Origin of the sequence: Nonomuraea sp. ATR24 (assembly GCF_041950485.1) — a bacterium.
GTDB lineage: Bacteria > Actinomycetota > Actinomycetes > Streptosporangiales > Streptosporangiaceae > Nonomuraea > Nonomuraea ceibae.
On sequence record NZ_JBGNUU010000003.1, the window covers coordinates 433,691 to 452,532 of the forward strand.

The following is an 18,842-nucleotide window of genomic DNA, read 5'->3' on the forward strand; positions in this document are numbered from 1 at the left end:
TAGCCCGGAGGCGATGTGACGCCGGTCACATTTGACGAATCCATCCCCTTCAGAGCCCACCGGTGCGCAGGAGGAGGTTAGAGCTCCTCGACGGATTCTGGCGAATCGCGCCGCGCACCGACGGGCACTTGAGCCAAGTCGCCAGATCCGCCGGATTTGCGCCCGGATGGGACTCCAGGTATCCGGCTGCGGCGCCGGCGAGATGGGGTGCGGCGGCGGTGTAGGCGGGTTCGCCGGGCGCGGTCCGGCAGGCGCCGGGGCCGGTGGCGGTGACGAAGACGCCGGATCTGACGAGGGCGCGCAGGGCGGTGGTGAGGGCAGGGGAGCCGGCGGTGTCGAGCGGGACGCTGGTGACGGCGGGGCCGCGCGCGTGCCGGCGCACCCAGTCGAGCCCGGCGAGCACGTCCGAGAGCCTGCCGGCGCCGTGGCAGCCGACCGTCCGCACGGAGGCGATCCTGGCGTGGGGCGCGGTGGCGGCGACGGCGCGGGCGGCGCGGGTGCCGTGCCCGGTGCAGTCGTGGCCGGTGCCGCCCGTGGCGTCGAAGGCCCGCCAGGCGCGGTCGCCGAACCGGTCCACGTCCATGCCGCTGCCGACCACGTACACGGTGACGCCGCGCCCGCCGGGGGTGCGGGCGGGGGTGGCCGCGCGCCCGGGAGCGGGGCGGATGGCGCGGTCGGGTTCGAGGGCGAGCACGCGCGGGTCGGCGCGCAGCTCGGCCTCCTCGGCGGCGTTGAGCACGGTGGCGAAGCCGGGCAGGGCGGCGGTGTAGTAGCGGCGCACCCGCCAGCGCACCTCGCCGACGAGGTCGCGGGCGGCCGCCCGGTCGCGCGCGGTGACGATGTACGGGTGCGCGGGCTCGGCGTGGCGGGGCCGGGCGGCCAGGCCGGAGGCGGGCGTCATGAGGGGGACAGCGGTGGTGACGGCCGTCGCGGCGGCGGTGACCACGGCCGCCGCGAGGTACAGGGAGGGCAGGCCGAATCGTCGGGGCACGAGCGAAGAGGGTGCCGCCCGCGGGCCGCTCACGGAGTGCGGGACACGCGATCCCGTCGATTCGCCAGCCGGTTCTTTACCAAAGGCTTAGCCGAGGACGGTGTCCAGGTAGGCGTTGGCGAACAGGCGCCCGGGGTCGAGCCGGTCGCGCAGCGCGGTGAAGTCGGCGAAGCGCGGGTAGACGGTGGCCAGGTAGGCGGCGTCGCGGGTGTGCAGCTTCCCCCAGTGGGGCCGTCCGCCGAGCCGGGTCATGATCTCTTCGACGCCGGCGAAGTAGGCGGGGTTGGGCGTGGGCCGGTAGACGTGGCAGGCGAGGTAGGCGGTCGGCCGCCCGTACGCGGTGGACAGCCACGCGTCGCTCGGCGGCGTGACGCGGACCTCGACGGGGAAGGTGATCTTCCAGTCCGTCCGCTCGATCAGGTCGCGGGTCTCGCGCAGCGCCTGGCCGAGCCGTTCGCGTGGGATCGCGTACTCCATCTCCAGGAAGCGCACGTCCCGCCGGGCGGTGAAGATCTTGTACGAGGTGTCGACGGAGGCGGAGTCGCCGAGGGCGGCGGCGCTGACGGCGTTGATGCGCGGGATCAGCGCCGGGACGCGGGCGCCGGCGGCGCACGCGGCGCCGAACAGCGTGTTCTCCAGGAAGACGGCGTCGAGCCAGTGCCGGAACGCGCCGGGCGGGCTGGCCGGTCCGGGGTGGCGGTTGTTGGTCTTGACCAGGCACGCGTCGGTGTGCGGCAGCCAGAAGAAGTCCAGGTGCTCGTTGCCCGAGGTGAGCTCGTCGAGCGAGTCGAGGATGCGGGTCAGCGGCATCCGCCGGCGCTCGTTGCGCAGCAGGAACGCGGGCTCGACGCGGAAGGTGACGGAGGTGAGCACGCCGAGCGCGCCCAGGCCGACCCGGGCGGCGTCGAACAGGTCCTCGCCGGGCCCGGCGGTGGTCACCGTGCCGTCGGCGAGCACCAGCTCCAGGGCGGTGACCTGGTCGGCCAGGCCGCCGGTGTCGCGGCCGGTGCCGTGGGTGCCGGTCTGGATGGCGCCCGCGACGGTCTGCTCGGTGATGTCGCCCATGTTGGCCAGGGCCAGGCCGCGCTCGCCGAGCAGCTCGTTGAGCGTGCGGAGCGGGGTGCCTGCCAGGACGGTGACGCTGTCGCCGTGCCAGGAGACGACGCCGGTCAGCCCGTCGGGGCGGAGCATGAGGCCGTCGGTGAGGGCCACTCCGGTGAAGGAGTGGCCCGTTCCCACCATGCGCAGCCGCCGCCCGCTCGCCGCCGCGTCACGCACGGCCCGGACGACGTCGCCGGTGGAGGTGGGGACGCGTACCTCGGCGGGTTCGATGGCCTGGTTCCCCGCCCAGTTGATGAAGGCCACGCGCACACCCCTGTCGTCCGACTAAACGCGAACGATACTCACTTATCCCAGCCCTCGGGGAGGGGGAACGTGTCACCGGCTTTCAGATTCTCGTGCTTGACGATGTCGCTCACCTTGACGAGGTGGTAGCCGTTCTTCTGCAGCGTCCGGATGATCGACGGCATCGCGTCGACGGTCTGCTTCACCCAGTCGTGCATGAGGACGATGCTGTTCTGCTTGGCGACCTTGAGCGTCTGCTTCTTGATCGCCTCCTCGTTCTTGGAGCTCCAGTCGGCCGAGCCGCCGGTCCACAGGATGATCGGCATGCCGAACTCGGCGGCGACCTCCGACGTCGTCAGGTCCGACATGCCGTACGGCGGACGCAGCAGCTTGGGCTCGACGCCCGCCGCCTTCTTGATCTCGTCGTTGGTCCGCTGGATCTCCGAGCGGATCGCGGGCGCGGTCAGCTTGGTGAAGTCGGGGTGCTTGTAGCTGTGGTTGCCCAGCTCGTGCCCCTCCGCGACCATCCGCTTGACGTAGGAGGGGCGGCTCTTCACGTACTGGCCTTCGAGGAAGAACGTCGCCTTGGCGTCGTACTTCTTCAACGTGTCGAGCAGCGTGCCCGCGTACTTGCCGGGGCCGTCGTCGAAGGTCAGCGCCACGCACTTGACCTTCGTGCAGTCGACCTCCTCCTCGGCGGGGGCCGCGAGCGCGGGGGCGGGAGCGAGGGCGACCGTGACAGCCGCGATGGCCAAGAGTGAACTGAGATGTCGGGACATAAGCAATGTTTCCAATGTGATGGATGTTGCGAGGGATGTCTCGACCGTAGCGGATCAGCTCTTGGCCGGTGAAGGCGCTTCGGGAAGTCTCAGGAAACCCGAACCTGCGAGCCCGACGACGACGGCGAAGACCGCGGCCCCCAGGGAGAAGGCGTAGGCGTCGGACGGCCCGTACAGCTCGGTGAGCTGACCGCCGGCCCAGGCGCCCAGCGCGACGCCGAGCCCGATCGCCGTCGAGATCCACGCCATGCCCTCGGTGAGCAGCGACGACGGCACCAGGCGCTCGGTGAGCGAGAAGCCGGTGATGAGCGTCGGCGAGATGGCCAGCCCGGCCAGGAACAGCCCGGCCGCCATGACCGGCACGCTCCCGATGAACATGATCGGCAGCAGCCCGACGACGAACACGCCCAGCGAGCGGACGAACCGGCCGCGCAGCGAGATCTGCCAGTGCCGCGAGCCGAACCACAGGCCCGACACCATCGAGCCGCCCGCGAAGGCGGCCAGCAGGAACCCCGACATGCCCTTCGCACCGTGCTCGGTGGCGAAGGCCACCGTGATGAGGTCCACCGACCCGAAGACCGCGCCGAGCCCCAGGTAGACGCACGACAGCAGGGCGATGCCGGGGATGAGGATCGGGCTGCCGCCCCCGCCGGTCCTGACCGGCTGGATCGGCGGCTGGGTGCGCCGCTGGAGCGCGAGCGCGAGCGAGCCGGTGAACATGCACACCAGCGCCACGACCAGCCCGGCGAACGGGTTGACGGCCGTGGCCAGCACGGTGACCAGGGCCGGGCCGGTGACGAAGATCACCTCGTCGATGACCGACTCGAACGCGAAGGCCGTGTGCAGCTTGGCCGACCCGCTGTGCGCGTGGGACCAGCGGGCCCGCACCATCGAGCCGAGCGACAGCGACGTGGCCCCGACCAGCAGCGCCGACACGTACAGGGTCCAGTCGGGCAGGCCGAGCCCGGCGCTGAGCATGAGGGCGGCGAGCGCGAGCGCGTTCAGGGTGGCGAAGGGGACGATCACCCGGCTCTGGCCGAACCGGTCCGTCAGCCGCGCCGACATGGGGGCGGCCACGGCGAAGGCGACGTTGCAGGCCCCGGCCACCGCGCCGGCGACCGCGAAGGAGTCCGTGACGCCCTCGATGAGCAGCACGACCCCGATGCCGAGCATGGACATCGGCATCCGGCCGACGAAGCCGGCCAGCACGAAACCCTTGACGCCGGGCCCTTTGAACAACCCCCGGTAAGGCCCGACCATCCGCGTTTCTCCTTACTGTGCCGACACACCCTCGCGCATCATCTGTCCGGATCGCAACCTATTTCCGGCACGTGGGTTAACGTGTGCCGCGTGTCCGGTCTTCCCTCTTTGCGCGGCGCACTGCTCATGGTCGCCGCGGTGCTCACCGTCACGCTCGCGGCCGCGGGCGTCGTGCTGCTCCTGGGCGAGGACCCGTTCGAGACGACGACGGCGCCGCCGCCCCGGACCGTGCGGCGGGAGACCCCCGCGCTCGACAAGCTCGTTCCCACGACGGCCCCTGTCAAGGACTTCGGCCAGGGCGGCGCCGGTGTCACGCCCACCCCGCCCCAGGTGCTCGCCATCGCCCCCGGCACCGTGCCCCAGCAGGCCCGCCACCGGCTCGCCGCGCTCAAGCACGTGCAGAAGGCCCTCGTGGTCGACGCCGGCTCGGTCAAGGTGTCGGGCACCGGGCTGAACCTGCTCGCCGTCGACCCCGCCGACTTCCGCTCCTGGACCCCCAAGGTCGTCGCCGACCAGCCCGGCGTGTGGAGCGCGCTGGCCCGGGGCGAGGTCGTCGCCGACTCGGCGGCCATGCGCAAGTACGGCCTGACGCTGGGCGCGTACTACCAGGTGGACGGCGGGCCGAGGCTGCGCGTGGGCGCGTCGGCCCCGCTCGGGCTGACCGGCGTCGACGGCCTGGTCGGCGCCGACCTGGGCCGCACCCTCGGCATGGCGCAGGGCGTGGCGGTGCTGCTGCACGGCAAGGAGGGCGGCATCAGCGAGAAGGGCGTGCGCAAGGTGCTCGGCAAGGGCAGCCAGGTCGTCATGCTGGGCGCCGCGCGGCGTACCGAGGCCAAGCGCGAGCAGCCCGCCACGGCCACGGCCGCCCGGCCCGGCAGCTACCTGGAGCTGTACAAGCAGTCGGCGACCCGCTGCCCCGGCCTGTCGTGGACCGTGCTGGCCGCGATCGGGCAGGTGGAGAGCGGGCACGGGCGCAACAACGGCCCGTCCAGCGCGGGCGCGCTCGGGCCGATGCAGTTCATGCCCGCCACCTGGAAGGCGTACGGGGTCGACGGCGACGGGGACGGCGAGCGCGACATCTGGAGCCCGTACGACGCGGTGCCGGGCGCGGCGAATTACCTGTGCAAGACGGGCGCCGGCCAGGGCGGCGAGAAGCTGCGCAAGGCCGTGTGGCACTACAACCACTCGTGGGACTACGTGAACAAGGTCCTGAGCATCGCCGAGGCCTACGCCCGCGCCTACGCCTGACGGCGGCGCGGGGCCGGGCAGCAGGTCAGCGCGCAGGCGACCGGCTCGGGCTCGTCCATCAGCTCGCGCACCATCCGCACGAACGCCGGATGGGTGCCCGCGGTCGCCGCCCGCTCCATCGGCAGCCCGATCTCGGCGGCCACCTGACGGGCCTCGGTGTCGAGGTCGTAGACGACCTCCATGTGGTCGGAGACGAACCCGATCGGCACCAGCACCACCGAGCCCGCGTCGACCTGACGCAGGTGGTCGCAGACGTCCGGCTCCAGCCACGGCACCTGCGGCGGGCCGCTGCGCGACTGCCACACCAGGTCCCAGGGCTCGTCGCGGCCGAGCGCCTCGCTGACGAGCCGGGCCGTGCGGCGCAGCTGCGTCTCGTACAGGCCGCCCGCCGGGCCCGCGGTCTCGGCCATCGTGACCGGGATGCTGTGGGCGGTGAACACCAGCCGGGCGTCGTCGCGGCCCAGCCGCTCCAGCGCCTGCCGGGTGTGGTCGGCCATCGCCTCGACGAACGACGGATGGTCGCCGAAGTGGCGCATCTTGACCAGCTCGGGGCCGCCCTCGAAGGAGATGCGGGCGATGTCCTCGTAGTACTGGCGGCAGCTCGAATAGCCGGCGTAGGCGGAGGTGGCGAAGACCGCCGCCCTGCGCACCCCGTCGCCGGCCATCCGCTTGACGGTCTCCTCGCCGAACGGGTGCCAGTTGCGGTTGCCCCAGTAAACCGGCACGCCGGCGATCGGGCGCAGGGCCTCGACCAGGTCGCGGCACTGCTGATTGATCGGGCTGACGCCGCCGAAGCTCTGGTAGTGCTCGGCGACCTCCATCAGCCGCTCCCGGGGCACCCCGCGGCCCCGCACCACGTTCTCCAGGAAGGGCAGCACGTCGTCGGGGCCCTCGGGACCGCCGAACGACAGCACCAGCAGCGCGTCGTAATCTCCCACGTGAGCAACCTTATGCGCGCGTGCCCGTGGTCCTCTCACGAGGTAGGTTCGGATGGGTGACCGCATTTCACGACATTCGCGATTATGTCGCGATCCCCCGAGTTCTCTCCCTGAAGCTCTCACCCGACGGCTCCCGTCTCGTGTCGGCCGTGCAGTCGCTCAACCCCGACGGCAAGTCGTACGGGACCGCCCTGTGGGCCGTCACGCCGGACGGCGAGCCCGACAGTGGGCCCGGCAGCGAGCCGTACCGGCTGACCAGGTCGGCCAAGGGCGAGACCCAGGCGGTCTTCACCGCCTCCGGGGACCTCCTGTTCACCTCGGCCCGCCCCGACCCCACCGCCAAGGACGACGGGGACGAGACGCCCGCCCTGTGGCTGCTGCCGCGCCAGGGCGGCGAGGCCCGCCAGGTGGCGAGCCGCCCCGGCGGCATCGGCGCCGTCCGCACCGCCGGCGACGTGGTGGTGTTCGCCTCCGACGTGCTCGACGGCGACGAGGCGGACGAGGAGGAGCGGCGCAAGGCGCGCAAGGACGCCGGGATCAGCGCCATCCTGCACGAGGGCTACCCGGTGCGCTACTGGGACCACGACCTCGGCCCCGGCCGCACCCGGCTGTTCACCGGCAGGCTCGGCGCCGACCGCCTGGAGGACGTGCGCGAGCTGACCCCCGAGCCCGGCGAGGCGCTGCGCGACGCCGCCTTCGAGCTCACCCCCGACGGCCGCACGGTGATCACCACCTGGCGCGTCCCGCTGTCGGCCGGGCAGAGCCGGATCGACCTGGTGGCCGTCGACGTGGCCACCGGCGAGCGGCGCACGCTCCTCAGCGAGGAGGGTCACGACTTCGGCGGCCCGCTGGCCGTCTCGCCCGACGGGACCAGGCTGGCGTGCTCGCGCGAGCGCCACACCGACCTGGACGTCTCGGCCCGGGTCGAGCTGTGGATCGCCGACGTGGCCACCGGCGAGGGCGGCCCGCACGCCGGCGACCTGTTCCCGATGGACGTGGCCTGGGCGCCCGACTCCTCGGCCGTCTACCTGGTCGCCGACTTCCGCGGCCGCCGCCCGGTCTTCCGCGTCACCCCCGGCGGCGGCGAGGCCGTCCGCGTCACCCAGGACGACGCCTCCTACCTCGGGCTCAACGTCTCGCCCGACGGCGGGACCGTGTACGCGCTGCGCAGCGGCATCGCCCTCGCGCCCGCCCCGGCCCGCGTCGACGCCGGCACCGGCGAGGTCACCGACCTGCTCTCGCCCGTCCCGCGCCCGGAGGTACGCGGCACGCTCACCGAGATCACCGCCACCGCCGACGACGGTGCCGAGATCCGCGGCTGGCTCGTCCTGCCGGAAGGCGCCTCGGCCGAGTCGCCCGCGCCGTTCCTGCTGTGGATCCACGGCGGCCCCGTCGCCTCCTGGAACGACTGGCAGTGGCGCTGGCAGTCGTGGATCATGGCCGAGCACGGATACGCCGTGTTGATGCCGGACCCGTGCCTGTCCACCGGATACGGTCAGGACATGATCGACCGAGGCTGGGGCGACTGGGGCCCGCGCACCCAGGCCGACCTCGACGTGATCGTGGACGTGGCCCTGGCCAGGGACGACATCGACGCCGAGCGCATCGGCGCGATGGGCGGCTCGTTCGGCGGCTACATGGCCAACTGGATCGCCGGCCACAGCGACCGCTACCGCGCCATCGTCACGCACGCCTCCCTGTGGAACCTCGACCAGTTCGCCGGCACCACCGACGCCTCCGCCTACTGGCAGCGCGAGTTCGGCGCGCCCGGCTCCGACCGCTACGCCCGGCTCTCCCCGCACCGCGCGCTCGACAAGATCAGCACCCCGATGCTCGTCATCCACGGCGACAAGGACTACCGGGTGCCGATCGGCGAGGCGCTGCGCCTGTGGTGGGACCTGCGCCGCTCGGAGGTCGAGTCGAAGTTCCTCTACTTCCCCGACGAGAACCACTGGATCCTCAAGCCCGGCAACGCCGTCGCCTGGTACGAGACGGTCCTGGCCTTCCTCGCCCAGCACGTGCTCGGCCAGGAGTGGAAGCGCCCGGACTCGGTGGCGTGATGACGGACTTCCTGCGCCTGGCCGAGGACATCGCCCGCGAGGCCGGCGACATGCTGCTGGCCAAACGGCCCACGATGTCCGTCGAGCCGGGCGCGGTCCAGACCAAGTCCAGCCCCACCGACGTGGTCACCGCGCTCGACCGGGCCTCGGAGGAGCTCATCCGCGAGCGCATCCGGGCCGCCCGGCCGGACGACCGCGTCCTGGGGGAGGAGGGCGGCGAGGAGGGCGGCGACGGCTCCGGCGTGCGCTGGGTCGTCGACCCCATCGACGGCACCGTCAACTTCCTGTACGGCCTGCCGGACTGGGCCGTGTCCATCGCGGTCGAGGCCGGCGGCCGGATCGTCGCGGGCGTGGTGAACGTCGCGCCGCGCGGCGAGGTGTTCACTGCGGCGCTCGGCGAGGGCGCGTGGCTGGGCGGCGAGCGGCTGCGCGTCAACCCTGCGGCGCCGCTCGGGCAGGCCCTGGTGGCCACCGGGTTCGGCTACGACGCGGCGCGCCGGGCGGAGCAGGCCGCGGCGCTGACGGCCGTGCTGCCCCAGGTGCGCGACATCCGGCGCGGCGGCTCGTGCGCGGTCGACCTCTGCTCGGTCGCGAGCGGCCGGGTGGACGCCTACTTCGAGCGCGGCGTCAACTACTGGGACCACGCCGCGGCGGGCCTGGTGGCGGCCGAGGCCGGGGCCAGGGTCGGCGGGCTGCGCGGCCGGCCGGCCAACATCGACCTCACGCTCAGCGCCGCACCGGGGCTCTTCGAGGAGCTGCACGACCTGCTCGCGCCGCTGCACCCCGAGCGCGACTGACCCTGCGGCTGACCCGCGACCGACCGGTGCCGAGCATGCGACGGCCGGAGCCCCTTGCCCGGGGCTCCGGCCGTCGGTGGTTCAGCGGGGCAGCGGGACGCCGTGATCGTCGGCCAGGCGGCGCAGGTCTTCGATCTCGGCGGTGAGCGTGTCGGCGAGGTAGTCGTCGCCGGAGCTCCTGGCTTCGCGCAGGCCCTGGTAAGCCTGGTTCAGGCGGCTTTCGATCGTGGTCGTGAACTCGCCCATCTCACCTGCTCTCTCGGGGTCCGTTCTCGTGGGGGCGAAAGGTGTTTGGCTGGTGTACCCAGGCATCCGCGGTCCCGAAACATGAAATTGACTGTCGCTTGTGTCACCGCTGTCCTGGCGGGCCCGCACATGCCTTACCGTGCGCTTATCGAGGCTGTGGGCAGAATGAGGCACCACGATCGGGAAGAGGTGTACCAGGGTGCGAGTGCTGGTGGTCGAGGACGAGCGGGTGCTCGCCGACGCGATCGCGACAGGGCTGCGACGCGAGGCCATGGCCGTCGACGTCGCCTACGACGGCGGCGGCGCGCTGGAGCGCACCTCCTACATCGACTACGACGTGATCGTCCTGGACCGTGACCTGCCGGTCGTGCACGGGGACGAGGTGTGCCGCCGCCTGGTCGAGCAGCGCACCGCCTCGCGCATCCTCATGCTGACCGCCTCGGGCGACGTGGACGACAAGGTCGAGGGCCTCGGCCTGGGCGCCGACGACTACCTGGCCAAGCCGTTCGTGTTCATCGAGCTGGTCGCCCGGGTACGTGCCCTGGGCCGCCGCTCGGCCCCGGCGCTGCCGCCGGTGCTGGAGCGCGCCGGGATCCGGCTCGACCCGGGCAAGCGGCTGGTGGAGCGCGAGGGCAAGGAGATCGTGCTCACCAAGAAGGAGTTCGCCGTCCTGGAGGAGCTCATGCGCGCCGAGGGCGCCGTGGTCAGCCAGGAGGACCTGCTCGACAAGGCCTGGGACGAGAACATCGACCCGTTCACCAACGTGGTGCGGGTGACCATGATGACGTTGCGCAAGAAGCTGGGCGAGCCTCAGGTGATCGAGACTGTGCCTGGAGTTGGGTACAAGTTGTGACGGAACGGCCGGACCGTGCGTCGGCGCCGACGCATCCGATGATCAGCCCGCACTCGGAGCGGAAGGGGGTGCGCCCGCAGGCGCCGCCTCCTCAGGGGCCGCCCGCCTGGGACGGTCCGCCCCCGCCGTCGTCGCCGCCGTCCTCGCGCTCCACCATGGAGCGTGTGAAGGAGCTTCCCGGCAGGGTCAGCATCCGCTGGCGACTGACGATCACCTACAGCGCGCTCGTCTTCGCCGCCGCCGCCGTGCTGCTGTTCTCGGTGTACGCCATCGTGGGCAACGCGATAGACGACGCCTGGCCGACCCTCGACACCGGCGGCTGGCTGAGCCAGGCCCAGGAGCAGCAGACGCAGGCGATCTGGGACGCGGCGAGGCTTGACGCGGTGGCCAGGGCGCGGGACGCGCTGGTGCAGAGCTCGTTCATGGCGCTGGCCGGAGTCGGCATCCTGGCGCTCATCATCGGCTACTTCGTCGCCGACCGGGCGATGCGGCCCGTGGCGCAGATGACCGCCTCGGCGCGCAAGCTGTCGGAGAGCACGCTGGCCCACCAGCGCATCGACCTCAAGGGGCCGGACGACGAGCTCAAGGAGCTGGCCGACACCTTCGACGACATGCTCACCCGGCTCAACGTCGCCTTCGACGCCCAGCGCCGGTTCGTCGCCAACGCCTCCCACGAGCTGCGCACGCCGCTGACCATCAACCGGACGGTCCTGGAGATCGCCCTGTCGGACCCCGAGGCGTCGGAGGACCTCAAGGCGCTGGGCCGTACCCTCCTGGAGGTCAACGCCCGCAACGAGAAGCTGATCGAGGGCCTGCTGCTGCTGGCCAGGAGCGAGCGCGAGCTGGCGGTGCGCAAGCCCCTGGACGTCCGGGAGGTCGCCCAGACGGCGGTCGACCAGGTGCTGCCGTTCGCCGAGCAGCACGGGGTGACATTCACCACCGAACTGGTCAGCGCGCCTACCGTGGGCGACCCGGTTCTGCTGGAACGCTCGATCAGCAACCTCCTTGAGAACGCGGTCAAGTACAACATTCCCGAAAACGGAAAAGTCTGGATCCGGACGGGAATGGTGGACGGTGCCTTGGTTGTTCAGGTGGCCAACACTGGGCAGCACGTCCCGGCGTACGAGGTGAACAGCCTGTTCGAACCGTTCAGGAGGCTCAATGCCGATCGGGTGGATTCGGCCAAGGGAGCGGGCCTTGGGCTGTCCATCGTCCGCGCCGTGGTGCAGGCGCACGGCGGCAACGTCAACGCCGTCCCACGGGAGGGCGGAGGTCTTGTGGTCACCATGAGGCTTCCAAGACGTTGATCGGCGTGTTGCCCTGCACGGGGCGTCTCGTTCGCGTCGCACATGTGGTTGGATGTGCCGTCGAACACGGTGGGGCATGACGCCAAGGCTGTGGGTTCGGCCATATTTGGCTAACCATTGCCGGACGCGTCACGCCCTGGCGTGTTGGGAGGTTCGCCGTCCGTTCCCGCGGGGTACCGATGGGAAATCTCCCCGGCGGAACGGGCACAAGACGGGCCTCCCGGACGTTAGAAGACGCGCGACGAGCGCGACGACATATTTGATGAGGGGGATGGAGTAATCATGGCTACCGACTACGACAGCCCGCGCAAGACAGACGACGATCTTGGGGAGGACAGTCTCCAGGAGCTTCAGGCGCGGCGCACCGACAAGTCGTCCGGCAGCATCGACATCGACGAGACCGATCTGGCCGAGTCGCTCGAACTGCCCGGCGCCGACCTGTCGAACGAGGAGCTCAGCCTGCGCGTGATCCCGCGCCAGGCCGACGAGTTCACCTGCGCGCGCTGCTTCCTCGTGCACCACCGCAGCCAGCTGGCCTCCGAGAAGAACGGTCAGCAGGTCTGCCGGGAGTGCGCCGCCTGATAAGGAGGCAACCGCGTGGCCGCACCTGAAAAGGATCAACAACCAGGCGACGAGGTCGCCGCCTCCGAGTCGGAGGTCGGCGAGCTCGTGGGCAGGCTCACCGCACCCGGTGAGCTCGAGCCGGCCGAGCGGCGCAGGCTGCTCGGCCGACTAGCCCGTGCCCTGTCCACGGGCGCGAGCAAGGCCAGGAAGAGCGGCGCGGGCCGCGGTCGCTGGCTGGCCGACGTCTTCCTCAACATCGCCCCCCGCATCCCCATCAGGGACCTGCACACGCTGTCCGAGCACCACCAGGGGCTGACTGGCGAGGAGCTCGCCGACGACCTCGTCCGCACCGCGCAGAAGGCCACGATGACCGTCGGGGCCATCGGCGGGGCGCTCGCCGCGGCGGAGTTCGCCGCCCCACCCCTCCTCCTCTCCGCTCCCGCCCAGCTCGTCGCCGAGACCATCGTCGTGGCCGCCATCGAGGTCAAGCTCCTGGCCGAGCTGCACGAGGTCTACGGCGTGCGCGTGCAGGGCACCGGCGCCCAGCGCGCGGTGGCGTTCACCGCCGCCTGGGCCAAGCAGCGCGGCGTCGACCCGCTGGCGCCCGCCTCGGTGACGCTCGCGCTCGGCGCGGCGACCAAGACCGCGCTGCGCAACCGGCTGATGCGCACGCTGGGCCGCCACCTGACCACGCTGGGCCCGTTCCTGACCGGCGCCGTGGCCGGGGGAGCGCTCAACCGGATGGCCACCAAGAAGCTCGGCGAGGCCATCCGCAACGACCTGCGGATCAAGAGCCCGCTGCCGCCGGGGGAGCGTCCCGAGCTAAACCCGTAGCCCGCCGAACGTCATCGCGACCAGCGCGTCGGCCAGCTCGCCTGGCGAGCCGCCGCGCCCCGGCCGGTACCACTCGGTGATCGAGTTGACCGCGCCGAACAGCAGCCGCGTCACCAGCGCCGGATCGAGGTCCGGCCGGATGCTCCCCTCGGCCGCCGCCTCCTTGACCAGGTGGCTCACGAACGCGTCGAACTCCCGCCGCCGCTCCAGCGCCCGCTGCTCGGTCGCGCTGTTGCCGCGCACCCGCAGCAGCAGCGTCACGTACGGCAGCCGCTCCACCAGGATGCGCACGCTCTGCCGCACCACCCGCTCCAGCCGCTCGATCGCCGGGCCCGAGGCGGCGCGCTCGTCGGCGACCAGCGCGGTAAGCCCGTCGAGCGCCCGGTCGAGCGCCCGCGCGAGAAGCTGCTCCTTGCCCGGCACGTGGTAGTAGATGGCGGACTTGGTGACGCCGAGCGCCCTGGCCAGGTCCTCCATGCTGGTCCCGTCGTAGCCGCGCTCGTTGAAGACGCGCACGGCCACGGCGAGCACGGACTCCGGGTCATGTCCGCGTTTGCGTTCGCGTTCCACGCAAGTCTTCCTTGTCAACTGACCGAATGTTCGGTAAACACTCAACCGTCCGGTCGTTCCCTGTCAAGAGGGTGAACAACGATGTTCGAACGCAACCGCGAAACCCTGGACCAGGCCCTGACCGCCGTCGCCCGGCGCGCCTACTGGAGCGCCTACCCCGAGTCGCCGAGCCCCCGCGTCTACGGCGAGGGCGCGGCCGAGCGGGGCAAGGAGGCGTTCGACAGCCTGCTCGGCAAGCCGTTCCCGCTGGAGCAGCCCGGCGAGCGGATCGGCGCCGAGCGCTCGCCGTACGGGATCGACCTGGGTGTCACCTACCCGCGCACGCCCGCCGGCGAACTGCTCGACGCCGCGCGGGCGGCCATGCCCGCCTGGCGCGACGCCGGCCCCGAGGCCCGCGCGCTGGCCTGCGTGGAGATCGTCCGCCGGATCAACGAGCGCAGCTTCGAGCTGGCCCACGCGGTGCAGCACACGACCGGGCAGGCGTTCGTGATGGCCTTCCAGGCGGGCGGCCCGCACGCGCAGGACCGCGCGCTGGAGGCGATCGCGTACGGCTACGCCGCCATGACGGCGTCGGCCGCCACGGCCCGCTGGGAGAAGCCGGGCAAGGGCGAGCCGGTCGTGATGGACAAGCGGTTCACCGTGGTGCCGCGCGGGGTCGCGCTGGTCATCGGCTGCAACACGTTCCCGACCTGGAACGCCTACCCGGGGCTGTTCGCCTCGCTGGTCACCGGCAACCCCGTCGTCGTCAAGCCGCACCCCCGGGCGATCCTGCCGCTGGCCATCAGCGTGGGCGTGGCCCGCGAGGTGCTGGCCGAGGCGGGCTTCGACCCGGCCCTGGTGCAGCTCGCCGTCGAGGAGGGCAGGGGCCTGGCCGTCGAGCTGGCCACCGATCCCCGGGTGCGGGTGGTCGACTTCACCGGCTCCACCGAGTTCGGCGACTGGCTGGAGCGCAACGCCGGGCAGGCGCTCGTCCACACGGAGAAGGCCGGGGTCAACACCGTCGTCGTCGACTCGACCGGCTCCTGGCGCGGCATGCTCGCCAACCTCGCGTTCTCGCTGTCGCTCTACAGCGGGCAGATGTGCACCGCGCCGCAGAACATCCTGGTCCCCGCCGGCGGCATCGACACCGACGAGGGGCACAAGAGCTTCGACGAGGTCGCCCGGGGCCTGGCCGCGGCGGTCGACCGGCTGCTCGGCGACGACGCCAAGGCCGTCGAGCTGACCGGCGCGATCGTCAACCCGGACGTGCTGGCCAGGGTCGAGCAGGCGCCGGAGCTGGGCGAGCCGGTCCTCGCGTCGCGGGCGATCAAGCATCCTGCGTTCCCCGACGCGGTGGTGCGCACCCCGGCGATCGTCCGCGTCGGGCCCGAGCGGGCCGACGTCTTCGGGCGCGAGCACTTCGGGCCGATCTCGTTCGTCGTCCCGACCGACTCCACCGCCGCGAGCCTCGACCTGCTGCGCCGCACGATCGCCGAGCGCGGCGCGCTCACCGCGTCGGTCTACTCCACCTCGGAGGACGTGCTGGAGCAGGCCGAGCGGGCCGCGCTCGACGCGGGCGTCAACCTGTCGTGCAACCTCACCGGCGGCGTGTTCGTCAACCAGTCGGCCGCCTTCTCCGACTACCACGGCAGCGGCGCCAACCCGGCCGCCACCGCCTCGCTCACCGACCCCGGCTACGTCGCCGGCCGCTTCCACGTCGTCCAGTCGCGCCGCCCCGCCTCATGAGGATCGGCGTCATCGGCGGCGGCCGCATGGGGGCCGGGATCGCGCAGGTGTTCTTGGCCGCCGGCGACACCGTCACCGTGCAGGAGCCGCAGGCCGACGCCGCCCGCGAGCGGATCGTCCACGGGCTCGGCGTGGCCGAGTCGCGCGGCGGCGGCAGCCGGGCGCGGGCGCTGGAGCGGCTGGCCTTCGGGCCGGTCCCGGCCGACGCCGACCTCGTCGTCGAGGCCGTGCCGGAGGACCCGGCGCTCAAGGCCGTAGTGCTGGGCGAGGCCGAGTCACGGCTGGGGCCCGGCGCGGTGCTGGCCACCAACACCAGCTCGCTGTCGGTCACCGAGCTGTCGGCCGGGCTGGAGCGGCCCGGCCGCTTCCTCGGCCTGCACTTCTTCAACCCGGTGCCGGTGCAGCGGCTGGTGGAGATCGTCGTCACCGCCGCCACCGAGCCCGCCGCCCTCGACCTGGCCCGCGCCTGCGCCGAGCGGCTGGGCAAGACGAGCGTCGTCGTCAACGACTCGCCCGGCTTCGCCACCAGCCGGCTGGGCGTGCTGCTCGGCCTGGAGGCCATCCGCATGGTCGAGGAGGGCGTCGCCTCGGCCGAGGACATCGACACCGCCATGACGCTCGGCTACAACCACCCGATGGGGCCGCTCAAGCTCGGCGACCTGGTGGGCCTGGACGTGCGGCTGGCCATCGCCGACTACCTGCACGCCCGGCTGGGCCCGCGCTTCGAACCGCCCCGGCTGCTGCGCGAGATGGTCGCCGAGGGCAGGCTCGGGCGCAAGAGCGGGAAGGGGTTCTACACGTGGTGAGCAGACCGTTCGCCTCCTCGGCGGACCTGGAGGACAAGCAGCGCAGCTTCGAGGACCTGGGCGGCGGCGTCCACGCGCTCACCGCCGAGGGCGACCCCAACGTCGGCGCCGTCGAGGGCGAGGACTTCCTGGTCTGCTTCGAGGCCATGGCGACCCCCGTGGCGGCCCGCGAATGGCTCGCCCTGCTGCGCGAGCGCACCGACAAGCCGGTGCGCTACCTGGTCCTGTCGCACTACCACGCGGTCCGGGTGCTGGGCGCCTCGGCGTTCGGCGCCGACGCGATCGTGGCCCACGAGAAGACCGCCGAGCTGATCGAGGAGCGCGGCGAGCAGGACTGGGCCAGCGAGTACGGGCGGATGCCCCGGCTGTTCAAGGACCCGGCGTCGATCCCCGGCCTGACCAGGCCCACGGTGACGTTCGGCGACCGGATGACGATCGAGCTCGGCGGCGACCGGGGCCGGGTGGAGCTGCACTACTGCGGGCGCGGCCACACCGAGGGCGACCTGGTGGCGTGGCTGCCCCGGCAGGGCGTGCTGTTCGCCGGCGACCTGGTCGAGTCGCAGGCCGCCCTCTACACCGGCGACGCCTTCCACCGCGACTGGGCCGGGCCGACGCTGGACCGGGTCGCCTCGTTCGGCGCGACGACGCTGGTCGGCGGCAGGGGAGCGGTGGCGCGCGGCAAGGCCGAGGTGGACGCGGCGATCGGGCAGACCCGCGACTTCCTGGCCGTCATGCTCGCCGAGACCGGGCGGGTCCGCGAGCGCGGCGGCACGCTCAAGGACGCCTTCGAGGCCGTGCACCGGGCGCTCGCCCCCCGCTACGGCTCCTGGCCGATCTTCGAGCACTGCCTGCCGTTCAACGTCTCCCGGCTGTGGGACGAGCTGGACGGCGTGACGCGCCCGCGCGTGTGGACCGCCGAGCGCGACCGGCAGGTCTGGGCCCAGTTGCAGTCCTGAAGGGAGCCTCTCGTTGGCCGAGCCGCAGGTCATCGTCGTCGGCGCGGGCCCGGTCGGGCAGAGCGCGGCGCTGCTGCTGGCCCGCTGGGGCGTGCCGGTGCTCGTGCTCGACCAGCGCGAGCGGCGCGACGCCACCGGGTCGAGGTCCATCTGCCAGCAGCGTGACGTGCTCGACATCTGGGCCGCCGCGGGCGCCGGGCGCATCGCCGAGGAGGGACTGGCGTGGACCACCGCCCGCACCTACTACCGGGGCGAGGAGCTGTTCTCCTGGACGTTCGGCGGCCAGGGCCCGCTGCCGCCGTGCGTGAACATCTCCCAGGCCCGCACCGAGGAGATCCTCGACGAGGCCATCGCCGCGCAGCCGCTGATCGAGGTGCGCTGGGGCCACCGGGTGACCGGGATCGAGCAGGACAGTGGCGGCGTCACCGTGCGGTGCGGCGAGCGCGTCCTGCGCGCCCCGTACGCGGTCGTGTGCGCGGGGGCGCGGGCGCAGGAGCTGCGGCGGGCGCTCGGCGTCACGTTCGAGGGGGAGACGTTCGGCGACCAGTTCCTCATCTGCGACATCCGGGCCGACCTGCCGGGCTGGGAGCACGAGCGCCGCTTCCACTTCGACCCCGAGTGGAACCCGGGTCGGCAGGTGCTCGTCCATCCGTGCCCGGGGTCGTCGTACCGGATCGACTGGCAGATCCCGCCGGACCACGTTCCGTCCGCGGAGGAGGTGGACAGGCGGATCCGGCAGGTGATCGGCGGGCGCGACCACGAGCTGCTGTGGCAGTCGACCTACCGCTTCCACGCGCGGGTGGCCTCCCGGATGCGGGCCGGGCGGGTGCTGCTCGCGGGCGACTGCGCGCACCTGGTGGCGCCGTTCGGGGCGCGCGGCCTCAACTCGGGCGTGCCCGACGCCGAGAACGCGGCCTGGAAGCTGGCCTTCGTCCTCCACGGGTGGGCGCCGGAGGAACTGCTGGAGAGCTACCACGCCGAGCGGCACGCGGCGGCGCTGGAGAACCTGGAGGTGACCGGCGCCACCATGCGCTTCCTGGCGCCCCGCACCGAGGAGGAGCGGGCCCGGCGGCGCGCGGCGCTCGCCAGCGGGCGGCCCGAGCAGGTCGACTCCGGCCGGTTCGCCGAGCCGTTCTGGTACGTGGACTCGCCGCTCACCACGCCCGAGCCCACCCGTCCGTTCCGGGGCCGGCCACCCAGGGGATCGCCGTGCGAGCCCGCGCCGGGAGTGATCGTGCCGGACGTGCCGCTGCCCGGGGGACGCCTGCGCGAGCACTGCCGCGATGGATTCCTGGTACTCCTGGGTGAAATGTGCGATTCGGGTTTGTTTGCCCAGGTCTTGGGCAAGGTCACCTTGGCGCCGCTCGCCGTACGCGAGCTCGCGGAGATGGACGGGACCGGCACGCTCGCTGAGAGGCTCGGCGCTGGACCTGGCGAAGCATGGCTGATCAGGCCGGATGCCCACATCGCCGCGATCATCCCCCACGCGGGGCCCGAGACGGTGGCGGACGCCGTGAGACGCGCGTCGCGTCTCGCGTACCAATGAGCCTTTGGGAGGAGATCT

The 18,842-nt window shown here is 72.4% G+C and carries 18 protein-coding genes; 11 read left to right on the plus strand and 7 right to left on the minus strand.

Annotation, left to right across the window (positions count from 1 at the left end; genetic code table 11):
* Positions 1–49: 49 nt before the first annotated feature.
* The 4 genes from ACBI99_RS09605 to ACBI99_RS09620 all read right to left on the minus strand — a co-directional run bounded on the left by ACBI99_RS09605 (position 50) and on the right by ACBI99_RS09620 (position 4,374).
* Positions 50–991, minus strand: coding sequence for a protease inhibitor I9 family protein (locus ACBI99_RS09605; RefSeq protein ID WP_375072123.1), 942 nt, complete (start codon positions 989–991; stop codon positions 50–52).
* Positions 992–1,078: 87 nt separating this feature from the next.
* The gene (locus tag ACBI99_RS09610) at positions 1,079–2,356 is read right to left on the minus strand and encodes a D-arabinono-1,4-lactone oxidase (protein ID WP_357591576.1); all 1,278 of its coding nucleotides are present in this window, start codon (positions 2,354–2,356) and stop codon (positions 1,079–1,081) included.
* Positions 2,357–2,394: 38 nt separating this feature from the next.
* On the minus strand, positions 2,395–3,090 hold the full coding sequence (locus ACBI99_RS09615) for a polysaccharide deacetylase family protein (protein WP_246645342.1): 696 nt from the start codon (positions 3,088–3,090) through the stop codon (positions 2,395–2,397).
* Between the two features lie 78 nt (positions 3,091–3,168).
* Positions 3,169–4,374, minus strand: a complete 1,206-nt coding sequence (locus tag ACBI99_RS09620; RefSeq protein ID WP_219507736.1) for an MFS transporter — start codon at positions 4,372–4,374, stop codon at positions 3,169–3,171.
* A 90-nt stretch (positions 4,375–4,464) separates the two neighbouring features.
* Here ACBI99_RS09620 and ACBI99_RS09625 point away from each other — a divergent pair, with 90 nt between their 5' ends.
* Complete coding sequence (locus ACBI99_RS09625; RefSeq protein WP_375072124.1) at positions 4,465–5,622, plus strand: lytic transglycosylase domain-containing protein; 1,158 nt, start codon at positions 4,465–4,467, stop codon at positions 5,620–5,622.
* Here the strand turns inward: ACBI99_RS09625 and ACBI99_RS09630 are convergent.
* The gene (locus tag ACBI99_RS09630) at positions 5,613–6,560 is read right to left on the minus strand and encodes a ferrochelatase (RefSeq protein ID WP_219507737.1); all 948 of its coding nucleotides are present in this window, start codon (positions 6,558–6,560) and stop codon (positions 5,613–5,615) included. The genes ACBI99_RS09625 and ACBI99_RS09630 overlap by 10 nt on opposite strands.
* Before the next feature lie 56 nt (positions 6,561–6,616).
* On the opposite strand from ACBI99_RS09630, the gene ACBI99_RS09635 reads away from it, so the two are divergent.
* Positions 6,617–8,620 (plus strand): prolyl oligopeptidase family serine peptidase, encoded by a 2,004-nt coding sequence (locus ACBI99_RS09635; protein WP_375072125.1) that lies wholly within the window; start codon positions 6,617–6,619, stop codon positions 8,618–8,620.
* A complete protein-coding gene (locus tag ACBI99_RS09640) occupies positions 8,620–9,417 on the plus strand; it encodes an inositol monophosphatase family protein (protein ID WP_219507739.1) in 798 nt (265 codons plus the stop codon). The genes ACBI99_RS09635 and ACBI99_RS09640 overlap by 1 nt, the downstream gene beginning before the upstream one ends.
* An 81-nt stretch (positions 9,418–9,498) precedes the next feature.
* On the opposite strand, the gene ACBI99_RS09645 is transcribed toward ACBI99_RS09640, so the two are convergent.
* Positions 9,499–9,663, minus strand: coding sequence for a hypothetical protein (locus ACBI99_RS09645; RefSeq protein WP_219507740.1), 165 nt, complete (start codon positions 9,661–9,663; stop codon positions 9,499–9,501).
* Positions 9,664–9,862: 199 nt separating this feature from the next.
* Between ACBI99_RS09645 and ACBI99_RS09650 the strand changes: the two genes are divergently transcribed.
* The 4 genes from ACBI99_RS09650 to ACBI99_RS09665 all read left to right on the plus strand — a co-directional run bounded on the left by ACBI99_RS09650 (position 9,863) and on the right by ACBI99_RS09665 (position 13,221).
* Positions 9,863–10,516: a response regulator transcription factor gene (locus ACBI99_RS09650; RefSeq protein ID WP_219507742.1), complete on the plus strand. Its 654-nt coding sequence runs from the start codon at positions 9,863–9,865 to the stop codon at positions 10,514–10,516.
* Between the two features lie 38 nt (positions 10,517–10,554).
* Complete coding sequence (locus ACBI99_RS09655) at positions 10,555–11,823, plus strand: HAMP domain-containing sensor histidine kinase (RefSeq protein WP_219507813.1); 1,269 nt, start codon at positions 10,555–10,557, stop codon at positions 11,821–11,823.
* A 282-nt stretch (positions 11,824–12,105) separates the two neighbouring features.
* The gene (locus ACBI99_RS09660) at positions 12,106–12,405 is read left to right on the plus strand and encodes a DUF4193 domain-containing protein (RefSeq protein ID WP_049570503.1); all 300 of its coding nucleotides are present in this window, start codon (positions 12,106–12,108) and stop codon (positions 12,403–12,405) included.
* 15 nt (positions 12,406–12,420) lie between these two features.
* A complete protein-coding gene (locus tag ACBI99_RS09665; RefSeq protein ID WP_308125866.1) occupies positions 12,421–13,221 on the plus strand; it encodes a hypothetical protein in 801 nt (266 codons plus the stop codon).
* Here the strand turns inward: ACBI99_RS09665 and ACBI99_RS09670 are convergent.
* Positions 13,210–13,791 carry a TetR/AcrR family transcriptional regulator gene (locus ACBI99_RS09670; protein WP_357591568.1) on the minus strand — a complete coding sequence of 194 codons (582 nt, stop codon included), beginning with the start codon at positions 13,789–13,791 and terminating at the stop codon, positions 13,210–13,212. The two genes, ACBI99_RS09665 and ACBI99_RS09670, sit on opposite strands and share 12 nt — an antisense overlap.
* Before the next feature lie 81 nt (positions 13,792–13,872).
* Between ACBI99_RS09670 and paaN the strand changes: the two genes are divergently transcribed.
* Genes paaN through ACBI99_RS09690 form a run of 4 tightly spaced genes read left to right on the plus strand, consistent with a single transcriptional unit; the run spans position 13,873 to position 18,824 of the window.
* Complete coding sequence (gene paaN, locus ACBI99_RS09675; protein WP_219507743.1) at positions 13,873–15,516, plus strand: phenylacetic acid degradation protein PaaN; 1,644 nt, start codon at positions 13,873–13,875, stop codon at positions 15,514–15,516.
* Positions 15,513–16,322, plus strand: a complete 810-nt coding sequence (locus ACBI99_RS09680) for a 3-hydroxyacyl-CoA dehydrogenase family protein (protein WP_219507744.1) — start codon at positions 15,513–15,515, stop codon at positions 16,320–16,322. Before paaN ends, ACBI99_RS09680 begins: the two co-directional genes overlap by 4 nt.
* Positions 16,319–17,278, plus strand: a complete 960-nt coding sequence (locus ACBI99_RS09685) for an MBL fold metallo-hydrolase (RefSeq protein WP_219507817.1) — start codon at positions 16,319–16,321, stop codon at positions 17,276–17,278. Before ACBI99_RS09680 ends, ACBI99_RS09685 begins: the two co-directional genes overlap by 4 nt.
* 13 nt (positions 17,279–17,291) lie before the next feature.
* Positions 17,292–18,824, plus strand: coding sequence for an FAD-dependent monooxygenase (locus tag ACBI99_RS09690; RefSeq protein WP_375072126.1), 1,533 nt, complete (start codon positions 17,292–17,294; stop codon positions 18,822–18,824).
* The last annotated feature ends 18 nt before the right edge of the window (positions 18,825–18,842 follow it).

Excerpts from the sequence above, each read along its gene's own strand:
- paaN (WP_219507743.1), top strand. The coding sequence starts at position 13,873 with ATGTTCGAACGCAACCGCGAAACCCTGGACCAGGCCCTGACCGCCGTC.
- ACBI99_RS09645 (WP_219507740.1), bottom strand. The coding sequence starts at position 9,663 with ATGGGCGAGTTCACGACCACGATCGAAAGCCGCCTGAACCAGGCTTAC.
- ACBI99_RS09640 (WP_219507739.1), top strand. The coding sequence starts at position 8,620 with ATGACGGACTTCCTGCGCCTGGCCGAGGACATCGCCCGCGAGGCCGGC.
- ACBI99_RS09655 (WP_219507813.1), top strand. The coding sequence starts at position 10,555 with ATGATCAGCCCGCACTCGGAGCGGAAGGGGGTGCGCCCGCAGGCGCCG.
- ACBI99_RS09620 (WP_219507736.1), bottom strand. The coding sequence starts at position 4,374 with ATGGTCGGGCCTTACCGGGGGTTGTTCAAAGGGCCCGGCGTCAAGGGT.
- ACBI99_RS09680 (WP_219507744.1), top strand. The coding sequence starts at position 15,513 with ATGAGGATCGGCGTCATCGGCGGCGGCCGCATGGGGGCCGGGATCGCG.
- ACBI99_RS09660 (WP_049570503.1), top strand. The coding sequence starts at position 12,106 with ATGGCTACCGACTACGACAGCCCGCGCAAGACAGACGACGATCTTGGG.